General features: G+C 51.6%; 14 protein-coding genes. 5 read left to right on the forward strand and 9 right to left on the reverse strand.

The genetic code is table 11. From position 1 onward, the window contains the following. The first annotated feature begins 2 nt into the window (after positions 1-2). Complete coding sequence (locus BZJ19_RS03895) at positions 3-500, forward strand: DUF3299 domain-containing protein (RefSeq protein ID WP_077480313.1); 498 nt, start codon at positions 3-5, stop codon at positions 498-500. Between the two features lie 239 nt (positions 501-739). Beyond that, the gene (locus tag BZJ19_RS03900) at positions 740-1642 is read left to right on the forward strand and encodes a TIGR03899 family protein (protein ID WP_077662809.1); all 903 of its coding nucleotides are present in this window, start codon (positions 740-742) and stop codon (positions 1640-1642) included. Here BZJ19_RS03900 and cysC read toward each other — a convergent pair. The 5 genes from cysC to cysG are packed head-to-tail and all read right to left on the reverse strand — an operon-like array spanning position 1639 to position 7828. After that, complete coding sequence (gene cysC, locus BZJ19_RS03905) at positions 1639-2265, reverse strand: adenylyl-sulfate kinase (protein ID WP_077674659.1); 627 nt, start codon at positions 2263-2265, stop codon at positions 1639-1641. The genes BZJ19_RS03900 and cysC overlap by 4 nt on opposite strands. Positions 2266-2299: 34 nt before the next feature. Further along, entirely contained in the window at positions 2300-4042 is a 1743-nt protein-coding gene (locus tag BZJ19_RS03910; RefSeq protein WP_077674660.1) for an SLC13 family permease, read from the reverse strand. A gap of 3 nt (positions 4043-4045) precedes the next feature. After that, entirely contained in the window at positions 4046-5470 is a 1425-nt protein-coding gene (gene cysN / locus BZJ19_RS03915) for a sulfate adenylyltransferase subunit CysN (RefSeq protein WP_077674661.1), read from the reverse strand. A 9-nt stretch (positions 5471-5479) separates the two neighbouring features. After that, on the reverse strand, positions 5480-6388 hold the full coding sequence (gene cysD / locus BZJ19_RS03920; RefSeq protein WP_077674662.1) for a sulfate adenylyltransferase subunit CysD: 909 nt from the start codon (positions 6386-6388) through the stop codon (positions 5480-5482). 12 nt (positions 6389-6400) lie between these two features. Continuing rightward, a complete protein-coding gene (gene cysG / locus BZJ19_RS03925) occupies positions 6401-7828 on the reverse strand; it encodes a siroheme synthase CysG (RefSeq protein ID WP_077674663.1) in 1428 nt (475 codons plus the stop codon). Positions 7829-8124: 296 nt separating this feature from the next. Here cysG and BZJ19_RS03930 point away from each other — a divergent pair, with 296 nt between their 5' ends. Continuing rightward, a complete protein-coding gene (locus BZJ19_RS03930; RefSeq protein WP_077674664.1) occupies positions 8125-10089 on the forward strand; it encodes a bifunctional 2',3'-cyclic-nucleotide 2'-phosphodiesterase/3'-nucleotidase in 1965 nt (654 codons plus the stop codon). 80 nt (positions 10090-10169) lie between these two features. After that, positions 10170-10622, forward strand: coding sequence for a GNAT family N-acetyltransferase (locus BZJ19_RS03935; RefSeq protein ID WP_077674665.1), 453 nt, complete (start codon positions 10170-10172; stop codon positions 10620-10622). Positions 10623-10711: 89 nt separating this feature from the next. On the opposite strand, the gene BZJ19_RS03940 is transcribed toward BZJ19_RS03935, so the two are convergent. Together BZJ19_RS03940 and BZJ19_RS03945 are read right to left on the reverse strand one after the other, a co-directional pair. After that, a complete protein-coding gene (locus tag BZJ19_RS03940) occupies positions 10712-12343 on the reverse strand; it encodes a methyl-accepting chemotaxis protein (RefSeq protein WP_077674666.1) in 1632 nt (543 codons plus the stop codon). Between the two features lie 371 nt (positions 12344-12714). Further along, positions 12715-13323 carry a LysM-like peptidoglycan-binding domain-containing protein gene (locus BZJ19_RS03945; protein WP_162274211.1) on the reverse strand — a complete coding sequence of 203 codons (609 nt, stop codon included), beginning with the start codon at positions 13321-13323 and terminating at the stop codon, positions 12715-12717. Between the two features lie 125 nt (positions 13324-13448). Here BZJ19_RS03945 and BZJ19_RS03950 point away from each other — a divergent pair, with 125 nt between their 5' ends. Beyond that, positions 13449-14069: a BamJ family beta-barrel-assembly machinery protein gene (locus BZJ19_RS03950; RefSeq protein ID WP_077674668.1), complete on the forward strand. Its 621-nt coding sequence runs from the start codon at positions 13449-13451 to the stop codon at positions 14067-14069. Between the two features lie 47 nt (positions 14070-14116). Here the strand turns inward: BZJ19_RS03950 and BZJ19_RS03955 are convergent, their stop codons facing one another. Both BZJ19_RS03955 and alr read right to left on the reverse strand, forming a co-directional pair. Further along, positions 14117-14944 (reverse strand): transporter substrate-binding domain-containing protein, encoded by an 828-nt coding sequence (locus BZJ19_RS03955; RefSeq protein ID WP_077674669.1) that lies wholly within the window; start codon positions 14942-14944, stop codon positions 14117-14119. A gap of 199 nt (positions 14945-15143) precedes the next feature. After that, the gene (gene alr, locus BZJ19_RS03960; RefSeq protein ID WP_077674670.1) at positions 15144-16382 is read right to left on the reverse strand and encodes an alanine racemase; all 1239 of its coding nucleotides are present in this window, start codon (positions 16380-16382) and stop codon (positions 15144-15146) included. Positions 16383-16583 lie beyond the last annotated feature (201 nt).

Genomic DNA, 16583 nt, shown 5'->3' on the forward strand with positions numbered 1-16583 from the left:
AGATGAAAAAACGAATAATGCTCGGGCTTATTGCCTTACTGAGCGGTGTTTTGAGCTCGCCTACGTGGGCGAGCAATGAGCCACTCACGCTGGATTGGATTGATTTGGTGCCTGAGCACGAACGTGCTCAATTCGATAGTCGGGGCATGCCAGAAATTACTCACGATGGTGAAAACCCACAAAGCTTGGTTGGCTCAGTTCGCCCTGAGCTCAACAACAGCCAAGTCAAAATTCCCGGCTTTGTGATCCCTCTAGAAGGCGACGACAAAGTGGTAACGGAATTCCTACTGGTGCCCTTTCTTGGCGCCTGTATTCATGTTCCACCCCCGCCCCCCAATCAGATAATTTATGTAAAGTTTGCTGGCGGTGCGCCGATTCAACAGTTATGGGATGTGGTTTATGTCGAAGGCACGCTGAAAACCGAACATGTCAGCCATGACTTAGCAGAAGTGGGTTATGTGCTACAAGGTACACAATTAACTGACTACGACGACGGATAAATCCCTATCAATCAGTGAGCCCGATCGGCGCACACGATATTGTCAGGCAATATAATGAGACAAGATCGCCAGTGCGCCTATGTACACGGCAATCAACAGCAGATTGATGGGGTTGAGTTTTTGCTTACGCACACGCATCCCTACACTTGATTGTTAACGCTCATAATGTTAACAAATTTAATCTTTAATTAACATATTTGCCAGCATTAAATTTTGCTGACAATCAGTGTGAGACGCGCATGGCAGAGCAAGACAAACCTGTGGTCATCGATGCCCATCCCGATAAACGGCAGCATCAGGAACATAGTTATAAAGAAGACGCTGACCTACGTGGCAGTAAAGGGCGGCTAAAAGCGATTGCCAGTGAGTATCACGTCGATGCGCGTCTGCAAGAGGTCGAGCAGGAAGATCTCGCCCATCGCAGTGCCAATCGCCAACGTCATGTGATGCAAAAGCAGCAGGCCAATCTCGAAGCCATCATTGCTCTGACCTACGACCAGTGTCACAGCGAAACCGCCCATACCCCCGATCCTGACTGGTTAGTTCGCTTTTTCGATTTGGCCCGCAATATTCACGGCCATGCGATGCAGCAGCTGTGGGCGAAAATTCTCAAACAAGAAATGCAACGACCCGGCAGCACCTCGATTAAAGCCCTGACCATTCTCGAAACCATGACGCAACGTGAAGCGCAAGCACTGCAACGCGCTTGTGCATTGTCCAGCACCTTTGGGCAAGACAGCACCAAAAAGCTGGTGACCGGTTTTCGCCGCCGCCAAGGCTTGGTGCAACTGCTGCGCCCAGAGCCGCCCCATAAGCTCTCGCTGGGTCACTATCAACTGTCTTACACCGACTTAATGCTGTTGATGGACTTGGGGCTAATCCTGCGCACTGAGCTCGAATCCGGCGTGATTGAAATGCAACCGGCCATGCCGTTTAAACTGCAAGACACCCAATACATGCTTACTCCGCTCCACAAAGGGATGCGTCTTTATTACTACCGCTTTAGCCCCACCGGCCATGAGCTAGCAAAACTGGTCGGTAAACGCGTGCATCCCGATTATCACCACGCCATTTGTGAGTTGCTCGCCGAAGGCTTTGAGATGCACAGCGATGTGGGTGATACAGTCAACACCCACGCTTAATCCGACGAGCGCAACACTCCGCGCTCACGCAGTACGCGAAGACAGGTCGCCACATGTTCGGCGACGCTGTGATCACCGGTCAAATGGACCGCCGGTTTTTGCGGTGGCTCATAGTCTGACGATATGCCAGTAAAAGCAGGGATCTCGCCGGCACGCGCTTTTTTGTACAGCCCTTTGGGGTCGCGCTGCTCACACACTGCCAGCGGCGTATCAACAAAGACTTCGATAAATTGCCCCTCTGGCAAACGCTCGCGCACCATCTCTCTCTCCGCGCGAAACGGTGAGATAAAGGCACTCAAGACAATCAGGCCAGCATCGGTCATCAACTTGGCCACTTCACCAATCCGGCGAATATTTTCGCGCCTGTCTTGATCGGAAAACCCCAGATCGCGACATAAGCCATGACGAATATTATCGCCATCCAGCAAATAGGTATGGTGCCCTTCGGCCACCAAGGCCGCCTCTAGCGCGCCAGCGATGGTCGATTTGCCCGAGCCAGACAAGCCGGTAAACCAAAGCACCACGGGTTGCTGCTGTTTTTGTTCACTGCGCTGGGCTTGGTCAACATGATGCTGATGCCAAACCACATTGGGATCGGTTGGCGCAGATACAGTGTCAGTCATGAAAGTCTCCGCTATTTCGTTGGCCACGCCATAATCAAGGGGCGACCGCCGTTAAAGGAAAAATAATCGGTAACAGGGTGAGCACTACTGCGGAATACACCACAGATAATGGCAGTCCCAGACGCAAATAATCACGTAGCTGGTAATTACCCACGCTGTATACCAATAAATTGGTTTGATACCCATAAGGGGAAATAAAACTGGCACTGGCGCCAAACAGCACCGCCATCACAAAGGGCATAGGATCCACTCCATACCCTAGCGCCAAGCTATAGCCCAGCGGGAAAGCCAGCGCCGCTGCGGCATTGTTGGTGATAAGCTCGGTTAGCAACAAAGTCAGCAAGTACACGGCCACCAGCGCGCCTATCGCGCCCCCTGCGCTAAAGGTCGCCATAAACCAATCACTAAAGCGTGCTGAAAGCCCTGACGCCAACATCAGTTGTGCCAATGTCAGCGCCGCGCCGACAATCACCACCACTTCAACCGGAAAGCGGCGTTGCAAATCGTGCAAGGAGATAATGCCGCTGACCAGCAACACCACCAAATAAGCGGCTAAGCCATTAAGCAGCGGCATTGGAGTGAGCAAGGCCGCGCCAATCACCGCGACAAATCCCGCCAGTACCGCAGCGCTTTTCCGCTCGGAAAGACGGGTACTGGCTTCCAAACCATTAAAGAGCACGAATTCGCGCCGTAACGCTTGGCTGTCTTGGCGAAAGGTTTTGCCCGGCACCAACACCAACGTATCGCCGGCATGCAAAGGAATATTGCCCAGTCCCCCGTCGAGTTTTTCATGGCCACGGCGAATGGCGACCACCACGGCATCAAAGGTCTCGCGAAAACGGGCGGCTTTGAGGGTTTTGCCACAAATACTGGCGCTGTGGCTCACCACCACCTCAATCAAATTTTGCCCATCAATGTGATGCTGGCCGAACAAGGTCAGGCCCGGGATCTCTTGTAACGTCGCGACACTTTCCACATCGCCAGCAAACTGCAACTTGTCACCTGCCAATAACGGCGTATCCGGACACACAGGCGCAATGACGCCGTCTTGACGATGAATTTCGGCCAAGTACAAACGGCGTAGTGCCCGCAAGCCATTGTCTGCCACACTGCGACCGCATAAGGGTGAGTCAGCAGCCAACCGTGCTTCAAGCACATACGGCAAGCTCTCTTCTTGTTCACCATCATGGCGTGGCAACCGATAGCTAAACGGAATTAATACCAATAGCCCTGCCACCAATGCAGCAGCACCAATGACCGTTGGGGTGAAAAAGCCCAAACTGGGTAAACCCGCCCGCTCAACAAAGCTGTTCACAATAAGATTGGTGGACGTGCCAATCAGCGTTAGGGTGCCGCCGAGAATGGCGCTATATGACAATGGGATCAAAAGCTGCGAGGGTGAGTGACGTCGGTTGCGCTTGATCGCGCCAATCATCGACACCACCACGGCGGTGTTATTGACCAGCGCCGATAGCAGCGCGCTCGATATACCTAATTTGGCAATCACGGTGGGGAGTGTGCCGTGCGACGCCTGCTGCGCAACCCAACTGGTTAAATGGGTTTTCTCTAACGCACAAGAAACCAAAATCAGCAATACCAAGGTCAGCAGTGATGGCGCGGTAAAGTTCGCCGTCAGCGCTTCAACCGAGGTGAGCCCAGTTTGGAAGGCCACAAACGCGGCCCCCGCAAACAAGAGTACAGGCTTTATGCGGGTGAGCACCAAGCCGGCGACAATTGCCACCAGCAAGGTGAGTACCGTGGTTTCTTGCCAACTCATCGTTTACCCCAGTTGGCGTAGATCCCGCGCTTGCCAATGCGGAAAGTGCTTGCGGATCAACTGGTTTAACTCAAGCTCAAACGCTGAGAACGACGAGGTGATTTGTGGCTGCGCCTCAGTCACATGGCGGATCATGCCCGCGCCGACCGTCACATTGGTGAGGCGATCAATCAGGATAAAGCCACCGGTATTCGGGCTATCGTGATAGGTATCCAGCGGCACCGCTTCGCTCAGGGTCAAGGTGCAACGGCCAATGCCATTGAGCGGCAAGGTGTCCGCGTCATGGGTGTTAAGCGTATTCACATCCACCCCATACGACAGCGCCTCAACCTGCGCCGAGGTTTTCTTGCTGGCCAACTTAATGTCGTATTCGCGCCCCGGTGCCAGTGGGGTTTGTGTCATCCACACCACGTCGGCGTCAAATCCTTGCCCCACCGCGACGTCATCGTCCGCACGCACCAGGAGATCGCCACGCGAGATATCAATTTCTCTATCTAAAGTGAGAGTGACCGCTTGACCGCTAAAGGCAAATTCACGATCACCGTCAAAGGTGACGATGCGCGCGACCTTCGCGGTAAGCCCAGAAGGGAGTACCTTAATCTCATCGCCCACATGTAACTCGCCGCTGGCAAGAGTACCGGCGTAACCGCGAAAGTTCAGATCCGGTCGATTCACATACTGCACCGGAAAACGGAACGCGCCTGTTCCGCGCGATTTTTCAATGTCGATGGCTTCTAGCTGGCTGAGTAGCGGCTCGCCTTGATACCACGCCATCGCGTCACTGGCATTGACTACGTTGTCGCCTTCCAGTGCCGACAAGGGCACCATAGACACTGACAAGCCGGGGTTGAGCTGATCGGCAAACGCCAAATATTGTTCTTGGATTTCATCAAACCGAGCTTGGCTATATTCCACCAAATCCATCTTGTTCACCGCTACCACAAAATGCTGAATACCCAGCAAGTTAGCGATGTATGAATGGCGACGGGTCTGATCCAAGATGCCGTGACGCGCGTCGATTAAGATCACCGCCACATCACAGGTCGACGCACCGGTGGCCATATTACGGGTGTACTGCTCATGGCCGGGGGTATCGGCAATGATAAACTTGCGTTTGGAGGTGGAGAAATACCGGTACGCCACATCAATGGTGATCCCCTGCTCACGCTCGGCTTGTAGGCCGTCTACCAATAGCGCCAGATCGGGTTTCTCGCCCGTGGTACCGACACGCTGGCTATCGGCATGGACAGCAGCCAGTTGATCTTCATAGATCTGCTGCGAGTCGTGCAGCAAGCGGCCAATCAAAGTCGATTTACCGTCATCGACCGAGCCACAGGTCAAAAAGCGCAATAAACTTTTGTGTTGATGCTGTTGCAGATAACCCTCAATACCCAGATCGGCCACCTGTTGTTGAATTGCTGGATTCATGACTACTCCTTAGAAATAACCCTGACGCTTTTTGCGCTCCATGGATCCGGACTGATCGTGGTCGATCGCCCGCCCTTGGCGTTCACTTGAGGTAGCGACCAACATCTCTTCGATGATCTCTGGCAAGGTGGTCGCGGTAGATTCAATCGCCCCGGTGAGCGGGTAACAGCCTAGGGTGCGAAAACGCACCGATTTATGGGTCACGGTTTCGTCGGGCCCAATCGGCATCCGCGCATCATCCACCATGTACAAGGTGCCATCACGATCTACCACTGGGCGCTCGGCCGCTAAATAAAGCGGAACAATGTCGATATTTTCCAGATAGATGTATTGCCAGATATCAAGCTCAGTCCAGTTAGAGAGCGGAAAGACGCGAATACTCTCGCCCGGGTTAACTTGACCGTTATAGTTGCGCCACAGCTCTGGCCGTTGGTTTTTGGGATCCCAGCGATGGTTCTTATCACGGAACGAATAGACACGCTCTTTGGCGCGGGATTTTTCTTCATCCCGACGCGCGCCGCCAAACGCCGCATCAAACTTGTGCTGATCCAGCGCCTGCTTCAGCGCTTGGGTTTTCATGATATCGGTGTGCTTGTCGGAGCCGTGATCAAAAGGATTGATCCCCTGAGCCATCCCTTCTGGGTTTTTGTGCACAATCAGATCCAGCCCGAGCTCCTTGGCAGTACGATCGCGAAAGGCAATCATGTCGCGAAACTTCCAGTCGGTATCGACATGCAGCAGCGGAAACGGGATCTTTCCAGGGTAAAAAGCTTTGCGCGCCAAATGCAGCATCACTGACGAGTCTTTGCCAATCGAATACAGCATCACGGGGTTATCAAACTCCGCCGCGACTTCCCGCAGTATATGAATGCTCTCGGCTTCTAACTGCTGGAGGTGAGTGAGTGTTTTTGCATCCATCCTAACTATCCTTTAAGCGAAGTTAACCACAGCGGTGGGGGCTTGCGTGGGGTCGGCATCGCTTACCGCGCGCCCCTCGCCAAACCATGTCAGCTGACCGGCGAGTGCCGCCACTTCGCCCACCACAATAAGCGCGGGCGACGCAGCTTGTTCCGCCAGAGACGGTAAGTTGTTGAGTTGACCGGTAAAGACTTTCTGCTCCGGACGCGTGCCGTTTTCAATCACCGCCACAGGGGTGTCCGGCGATCGGCCGTGAGCCATCAGTTGGCTTTGAATATGGGCAGATTTCATCAATCCCATATAAATCACCAAGGTCTGACGCGGGCGTGCTAACGTCGCCCACTCCAAGGTGTCTTGTTCTTTTTTCAAATGACCGGTAATAAACAGTGCGGTCTGGGCATGATCACGATGGGTGAGCGGAATACCGGCATAGGCCGTCGCCCCCGCCGCCGCAGTGATCCCGGGCACCACTTGAAACGAGACACCGGCGTTGGCAAGGGTTTGTAATTCCTCACCACCACGGCCAAACATGAAAGGATCGCCCCCTTTTAAGCGCACCACCCGTTTTCCGGCTTGAGCATGCTCGACCAACAGACGATTGATGTCGTCTTGGCTCACACTGTGGTAGCTCGCCCGTTTGCCCACACAAATCAGCTCCGCATCTCGGCGGCACAGCTCCATAATCGGTTCAGCCACCAAGTAGTCGTAAAGCACTACATCCGCTTGCTGCATTAACTGCAACGCGCGCAAGGTCAATAACCCAGGATCCCCCGGCCCGGCACCAATCAACGCCACTTCGCCTTGGGTGGTGATTTGTCCACTAAGCTGCTCCAGCGCTTGCTCGGCTTGCTGGTGTTTGCCTGCCGCGACTAAATCGGCAAACCGCCCACTAAAAGCGGCCTCCCAGAATTTGCGCCGGCCCGTTAAGGTCGGAATACGCGTTTTCAGTTTGTCGCGAAACGCACCCGCCATTGCCGCCATTTTGCCAATATGTTGCGGCACTAGAGTTTCAATTTTTTCACGTAACATCCGCGCCAATACCGGCGCTTTGCCGCCCGATGAGATGGCAATAATGATGGGAGAGCGATCAACCAAAGAAGGGACAATAAAGCTGCATTTAGGGGTATCATCAACGACATTGACTAAGATATTACGGCTATCAGCGGCAGTGGAGACCAGCTCATTGACGAGGGCGTTGTCAGTCGCCGCAATCGCCAGCATCTTTCCGTCCAGATGATCGGGACGAAACGCCTCACGCAATACCGTCAGCTTTCCTTGCGCTTGCGCCTCCGCAATTTCACGGTCGACGTCAGGGGCAACGACAGTGACGGCCGCGCCCACCTTGAGCAACATGCGCGTTTTGCGCCATGCGACTTCGCCGCCACCTACCACGAGGCAAGGACGCTGTTTAAGCTGAGCAAAGAGGGGGAGATAATCCATGATCGCGCATTCCCTTGATGACAATGCAGCCACTATATCGCCCAGCAACTATTACCTGAAATTCTATAAATTCATTTTTTATTCTTTTTTGTGATTAAGAGTCGCGTACTTGTCCGCTGAAAACCCTGACGTTCATCTACCACGCAATGATGACGGTCCCAAAATGCCGCTTTCCTCAACACTCAACTCCGACAAAATGACAGAAGCCGATCAAGACCACAGCTTTTGTCATAATGTAAGTTGCATAATGGCGCCGCTTGATACCTGACGCACACTTTTTTACTGGAGACTTTGTTATGCGTTTGATGCCTTCTGCGGTCACTACAGCGGTAGTTGCCGGCCTGCTTGCTGCCTCTGGCAGTGCCTTTGCCGACACCGTTAACCTACGTGTGATTGAAACTACCGACATTCACACCAACGTGATGGACTACGACTACTACAAAAACAAGCCCTCGCAAAAAATCGGCTTGGTCCGCGCCGCCACTGTGGTGAAACAAGCACGTGATGAGGCACAAAATGCCCTTTTGGTCGATAATGGCGACCTGTTGCAAGGCAGCCCAATGGGCGATTACATGGCCAGCAAAGGTATCAAACCCGGTGAAGTGCATCCGGTATATAAAGCGATGAACTTGCTCGATTATGAAGTGGGCAACATTGGCAACCATGAGTTCAACTACGGCTTAGCGTTCTTAAAAGAGTCGATTAACGACGCCAACTTCCCGTATATCAACGCCAACGTGTTTGATGCAGAGACTGGCGAGCACTACTTTGACCCGTATTTAATTAAAGAATACCAACTCAAAGATGAAGACGGTGACAGCCATACCATCAAAGTCGGTTACATCGGCTTTGTCCCGCCGCAGATCATGACTTGGGATAAAGCGAACCTTGAAGGCAAAGTGATAGCCAAAGACATTAAACAAACTGCTGAAAAACTCGTTCCAGAGATGAAAGCCAAGGGTGCCGATGTGGTGGTAGCCATTCCACACTCTGGCGTCTCTCAAGCACCGTATAAAGCGATGGCTGAAGACTCTGTCTATTACCTCTCAGAAGTCGATGGTATTGACGCGATTGCCTTTGGTCACTCACACGCGGTATTCCCAAGCGATGATTTTGCCAATATTCCCGGTGCCGATATTGAAAAGGGCACCATCAATGGCGTGGCCAGTGTGATGGCCGGTCGCTGGGGCAGCCATGTTGGCGTGATAGATTTGAAGCTCGAGCAAGTCGATGGCCAGTGGCAAGTGGTGGATAGTGAAGCGCATGCTCGCCCTATCTTTGACCGGGCCAGCGGCAAAGCGTTGGTCGATGCCGATAAAGCCCTACTCAAAGCCGTTGAAAAAGATCACAATGCTACTCGTGAGTTCGTTAATCAGCCAATTGGCCAAGCCAATGATGTAATGTACTCCTATTTGGCATTGCTCCAAGATGACCCCACCGTACAGATTGTTAACTTGGCACAGCAAGACTATGTCGAGCGTATGATCCAAGGCGATCCCGACTTAGCAGAGCTACCGGTACTGTCTGCTGCCGCGCCTTTTAAGGCCGGTGGTCGCAAAAACGATCCGAGCAACTTTACCGAAGTAGAAGCCGGCCAACTGACGTTCCGTAACGCCGCCGATCTTTACCTGTACCCAAATACCTTGGTCGCACTGAAAGTATCTGGCGCTGAGTTAACACAATGGCTGGAATGCAGCGCCGGTCAATTTAACCAAATCGACCCCAATGCGAAGCAGCCTCAGACGCTAGTGAACTGGGACGGATTCCGTACTTACAACTTTGATGTGATTGACGGGGTAGAGTATCAAATTGATATCACTCAACCCGCTCGTTACGACGGCGATTGTAATGAAGTGAATCCAGACGCATCACGCATCGTCAATCTTACTTATCAAGGCAAACCGGTTGACCCTGAGCAAACCTTCTTGGTCGCCACCAACAACTATCGCGCTTATGGCGCGAAGTTCCCGGGCACCGGCAGCGATCATATTGCCTTTGCCGCGCCGGATGAAAACCGCACAGTGGTCGCCAACTACATCAGCCGCGTAAGTGATGAAAAAGGCCAAGTCACGGTGAGTGCTGACAACAACTGGTCCATCGCCCCAATAAAAGGCGATGCCATCGTGCACTTTGAAACCTCACCCAGCGAGAAAGCCGCGCAATTTATTGAGCAAAAAGGCCGCTGGGCGATGACGAAAGCCGGTAAAGATGACGTTGGCTTCGCGGTCTATCGCGTCGATTTAAGCCAGCCTCGCCAATAAATAGCCTGCATAATAAATAGTCTTTGAATACCGCAGCTTGTCTGCGGTATTTTTTTTATCTTTAATCAGGAGGACGTCGTATGGAATGGCAACGGGCAACCTTTGACACATTGGATACTCGCACTTTATTCACACTGATGAAATTGCGTGTCGATGTGTTTGTGGTCGAGCAGGCGTGTGCTTACCCAGAGCTAGACACACATGATACCGCACCAGACACCGTGCATTTACTGGGCTGGCTGAATGGTGAGCTAGCCGCTTATGCCCGTATTCTCGCACCGGGCGCGAGTTACTCTGGAAGCAGTATTGGCCGCGTGATCATTGCTCCCGCACATCGCAGCGGACAATGGGGGCATCAGCTCATCCGCCAAGCCATTCAACTATGCCAACAGCAATGGCCCGAGCAAGACATCGAAATAGGCGCTCAAGCTCACCTACAACACTTTTACCAAAAGCATGGTTTTGTGGCCTTTTCCGAGCCCTATCTAGAAGATGGGATCCCTCATATTGATATGCGCCTTTCCACTCCATAAAAAAATCCCGCGACAGTGCGCGGGATTTTATGTCTAGGCAAATAACAAGCTTGTTGAGTTCAGCTGTTTCTTTGCGAGCGTCCGTGGCGTTATTTGGTCAAACGGAAACGCTGCATGGTACTTTGTAGTGAGTGCGCCAACTGGCTGAGCTCGCTACACGCTTGCGCGGTTTGATCCGCACCACCCGCCACTTCTTGTGACGAGTCATTGATGCGCTCAATATTGCGGCTTAGCTCATCGGCAACCGAGTCTTGCTCACCACAAGCACTCGCAATCTGCATGCCCATATCGGCAATGTTCTCAACCGATGTTTCGATGCCACGGATCAATTGCTGCGCTTGGCTACCTTGCTCCACACACTGCTCAATACTCTCACGGCTTTGAGTGGTGGCATCGCGCGCTTGGGTCGCGAATTGCTGGAGCTTCTCGATAATTTCAGTAATTTCACCCGTCGAGTCTTGGGTACGACCGGCCAGTGTACGAACTTCATCAGCTACCACCGCAAAGCCGCGGCCAGACTCACCGGCACGCGCCGCTTCGATCGCCGCATTCAGTGCCAACAGGTTAGTTTGCTCGGCGATATCACGAATAACATCCACCACAACGTTGATTTGCTTCGACTGCTGGTCCAACTCGTTGACTGTGTCACCCGTTTTACGCATGTCTTCTGCCACTTTGGTGATAGATCCCACCATGCTATCGACATCACGCCCACCGAGGCGTGCCTGCTCACTGGCTTCGTTAGCCGCGGTCGACGAGCTTTCGGTATTCTGCGCAACATCCGCGACAGTGGCTTTCATTTGCGCCATCGCAGTGGCAACTTGCGAAATCTCATGTTGCTRACTTTGCATGCCGCTTGAAGTTTGGCTAGATACCGCGCTGACTTCTTCGACCGCACTGCTTAGCTGGGTCACCGCGGCAATCACTTCTTCAATCAGCGTGCGCAGGCTATCTTGCATGGCGATGCTCGAATCTGCCAACTGCCCCATTTCATCGTTACCGATTTGGCTACGATCTAACTGGTAAGTCAGGTCGCCCTTGGCAATCGCAGAGGATTGTTCCATCACCAAACGGAGTGGATTAATAATCGCGCGGGTGAACACCACCGCAACCACAATCATAAAGGCGATTACTGCGAACAGTACGCCGATAATGGTCATACTCACTGTCGACACTTGATTGAGCATAGTGGTGCGATTTGAGGTGATAAAGCCTTGTGTTAGCTTTGACATCTCTTTCAGCGCAGCATCTAGCTTTAAGAAGGTGTTAAATGAGTTTGATAGAATGCTTTGTGCCTCTGACAACTGACCATTTTCAACGAGAGACGGGAAGTTTTTCAGCTCTTCGTTGTATTTAGCCCAGTTATTTTGAATTCGAGTAAAGATGGCTCTTTCATTGTCGTACCAAAGCGTCTGTTCGTAGGCATCAAGATCTTGACTGTATTGACGTTTCATCGCTTGCAAGTCATTGGCAATCTCGCGACGTCGAGTCATATCATCGAAAGTTAGAACGGCGTACTGGTCTTGACGAATACGAATAATTTCTTCACTTAAACGCTCAAGCTCTAATACCGCAGGTAGGGTATCGTCAGTAAAGTTCAGCATATTATCGCGCATGCCGCTCACTTGGGTAAAAATGTAAAACCCAAAGATCGCGACGGCGATACCAATCAGGGAAAAAGCCGCAGTAAACTTTTTACCAATAGATAAATTCTTCAACATGGAAAAGCGAGTCCTCAACAGATTTATGGTTAGCGTGTCAATGCCTGGACATCCATGTTGAGGCGGCTTGCGTGTATCCCCTACACAGCCGGCGCGAATACTAGCACAAAAATTCACCAAAGTGTGACATAAAACTCATTATTTCCTGAAAAAGTATGTCATACACGCTGGTCAAATTCGCAGGCACAAGCGCATAAATTAGCGAATAATCGCTAAATCCCTTCAAATCACAGCATAAACCCAGCCATATTGACTGATTTATTAAAAAGTAGATGAAAAAAACACCAACGGCGAATTTATCGACAAGGAAGTTTAAAAAATAAACAGATGGGAAAGTGAAGGCACGGTGACCCCGTGCCTGAAAAAAAGGACTAGCGTTGGCGCGCAAAGCCTCCATCGGATAAACGGAAATACAATACGGACTGACCTGCCTGCGTTTCCACTTGAAGAATGTCGAGCGCGCCACTGTCGGTGCGCTTAAAGCGAATCCATTGACCCGGCTGGATACGGCTAATGGGTTTTCCTTCCCCTTCAATATTGGCAATCGCGTAAAGATCGGTCAGCGCCAAGTCATTATCGCGAAACACCTTAGCAAGCGTATCTCCTTGCTCAATTTGGTGACTGATCCAGTCACTTTCCGGCGCGGAAGGTTGTGATGCCTCCGGCTGCGAACTGTCTGTTGACACGGCACTGCGTTTGGGTTGTGCCTGAGTATCAATCGCCACAGAGCGCCGCTCCTGAGGCGGCGCAGTCGTTTCAGTCGAGGACGGTGCGGGCAATAGGCTTAGTACCAACACCAAAGGGACCAACACCATTAATAATCGTTGGTGCAAGCGAGGTAGACGCAGCCAAGCGTGGCGTATTGTGCTTATCCATGCCATGTCTTGCCACTGCCCTTTCCTATCGGATGAAGAAGCGAGCATTCGTCCCCATCTCACGCACCAATCTTTAAATTGTGTACGCATTGCTGTTAACTTCATTGCCACTCCGCGCATATTTTGATGTTTTACCCTCATATTGGACGCCTTTTGCGTACAAAAGTTTACCCACGAAACCATCACCTGTTATCCTTTCACACTTTATTCACGCAAAAAAGAGAGACGTTATGTCTGACGTACAACTAGAAACCGTCGAGCAAAAAGCAAGCTATGGCATCGGCCTACAAATGGGTCAACAACTGGCAGGCAGTGGCCTTGAAGGTCTACAAGTCGATGCGATTGCTAAAGGCATCAGCACGGCACTGGCTGGCGAAATGCCAGAAATCGAAATTGACGACATCAATAACGCCCTGCGCGAGCTTCACACAAAAGCAGAAGAAGTTCGTCAAGAAGCTGCAAAAGCACAAGCGGCTGAAGGCGATGCCTTCTTAGCGGATAACGCAAAGCGTGATGAAGTGACCGTGACCGAATCTGGCCTCCAGTACGAAGTGCTAGTAAAAGGCGACGGTGAGATCCCAACGAGCGATAAACAAGTACGTGTTCACTATCACGGCCAATTGATCGATGGCTCTGTGTTTGATAGCTCAGTAACGCGTGGCGAACCTGTTGAGTTCCCTGTGACTGGCGTGATCAAAGGCTGGGTTGAAGCTCTACAAATGATGCCTGTAGGCTCAAAATGGAAACTCTACATCCCACAAGACCTTGCCTACGGTGAGCGTGGTGCTGGCGCCGCTATCCCACCATTTGCGGCACTGGTATTTGAAGTCGAGCTGCTAGATATCCTGTAAAGATAGAGCGGTTTCTATTGCAAAGCGATGCCTCTGGCATCGCTTTTTTATTGGCGTTGGCAAAGTTGCGATGTAGAGATCCCATCTGGATATTGCGCTTCACGGTAACCATATTTTTTTACCTGCTCTAACATCTGCGGGCTCCCCATATACTTGGCTTGCACCTCATCAAATCGCTCCACAAACGCGTTATCTTCTTTACGAAAACCAATACCGATATAGTGCCCTGTTTGGCTCGTCGCTCTCGCAGGATCACTCACAGAGATACTATCGGGCGCCTGTTTAGCGAGGTATAACGCCGTGAAATACGGTACCGCCCCTGCCTCAGCACGACCCTCTTTCACGGCGGAAAGAATTTCAGTCGGCCCGGGGACTTGAATAATCAAAGACTCGCTGAGTCCTGCATCACGCGCCGACGTGACCATGTTGTATCCCACTCCTGTCACCAAACGCGCGCTTTCACGCACAACGTCGGGATAGTCATGAATGTCTTTGGGGTTACCTTTCGGCACAATAAAAGCGTCGCGAAAGCGCCCAATGGGTTCAGAAAATGCAACTTTCTGACAGCGACTGCCAAGGATATACATCCCGCCAGTGATGATATCGAATCGCTTCGCGCGCAAACCGGGAATTAATCCGCCCCATTCAGTGAAAACAGGCTCGATCTGGCTGATCCCCATACGCTTCAAGATATCGATGGTATAGTCATTAATCAGTCCAGAGGGTTTGCCATCACTGTCCAAGTAAGCCCAAGGTTTCTCATTCGCAAACCCTAACCGCACAGGTTTCCCCGCTTCGATACGTGCGTTTAACGTCTCTGCCGACACAGTGCTAATCAAAAGCAGGCTGGCGATGATAATGACAATTTGGCGCATGGTGCGTCCTTGAGACCCTTCACGGTCAATCAGTAATGATTTGATGTTAGCGAAAATATACTTGCTGCCTTAAAAACTAAGCACACAATAGCTGAAAATGCCACTCCATCTGTCCCACGATTGCGACAAAGCGGCACAGGTTCACAACATGAATTCGGGGTATAAAAAAAGCCCGGCTCGAGCCGGGCTTGGGTTGAGATTATTGCACGTACTCACGTGGGTTGACTGCGCCCCACCAGCTGTAGATTTCTGGGAAGATCACATCCGCGTTGCTTTCGTACTCCACCGCCCCAATGGTTTCATCGCCTTGCTGGCCGAATAGCACCACTTCATCATTCGGTGTCACTTGATCAGCAATATCTGTGACATCCACCATAATGGTGTTCATCGATGAAACACCAACCACAGGCACGCGATGACCTTGAATTAACACATCGGCATTGTTCCCCATTTTACGCGGGAACCCATCTGAGTAGCCGACCGGCAAATTAGCAAGAATAGAATCACGCTCGACCGTGTAAGTGCTGTCATACCCCACAGTGCTGCCGGCTGGTAAGTGATGTAAAGACGCGACCTTGGTCTTGAAGCTCATGATCGGCGGGAATTCGCGGTTGGTTGGTTGATCGCCGTAAAGCACGCCGCCGGGACGTACCATATCGAAATGGCCTTCTGGCACGTTCAAGGTAACAAAAGAGTTGGCTGCATGGATCAGCACGTCTTCACGCTTTAAGTTGGCCTGTTCAATCAACCAATCGCTGTTGGACTTAAACTGCCCCAGCTTACTACGCACATCTTTCGCACTGTAATTCGGGAAGTGCGTCATGATACCCACAACGTCAAAGCGTGCGTCTGAAGCAATATCCAGTGCAGTTTGCTTGCCGTAGTCTGATTCCATCTCAATACCGTTTCGGCCCATGCCACCAGCGTTAAAGGCCATATGCACAGGGATGACAATATCGTGCTTGTCGGCAAGTTCACGCAGTTGCTCAGCTTGCTCTGCCGATCCCACAAGCTCTTGGATATTGAGTGTCAAACCACTTTCAATTTCTTGCAATGTGGCGGAGCGCACTCGCATGATTTCACCGGTGAAGCCACCGTCACGAACGGTACGTGCTTCTTCGTTACTGGCAATCGCAATACAATCAATGCCATTAGCAATGACCACCGGCAGGAGACCCGCAATACCATTGCCATAAGCATCCGCCTTCATCACCACACACATTTTGGTGCCATCAGAAAGCTGTTGCTGAACACGTTGAATATTGTCATTAAAAGTGGCGGTGTTCACTTCCAGCCAACCATTGCCATGGCCCATATAACGCGAGCTGCTGGTGTCTGTGGCCAGTGTGGTTGACGAGGAGTAGTCAAGAAAGGCTGGTGCGCCAACCGCAACGACACCCGCTACGGCAAGGGCGACTAAAGAGAGTTTTTTGTTCATAAGCTTCACTGTTTGTCACGTGGATTCGGCGTCCGTGACGTGTGTGGAAGGACATAATCCTTCCTTCGCTTCCTGATTGCGCGCGCAATTTATATCACAGAAAGCATCACGGTTGATGGATAACTCAATAAAAAAGATAGACAAACACCGTCGTTTGAACAAAAAAAAGCGCCACTTTAATTCGTGACGCCTGTAAGTGAC

The organism is Salinivibrio proteolyticus, from assembly GCF_001996165.1.
GTDB classification, from domain to species: Bacteria; Pseudomonadota; Gammaproteobacteria; order Enterobacterales; family Vibrionaceae; genus Salinivibrio; species Salinivibrio proteolyticus.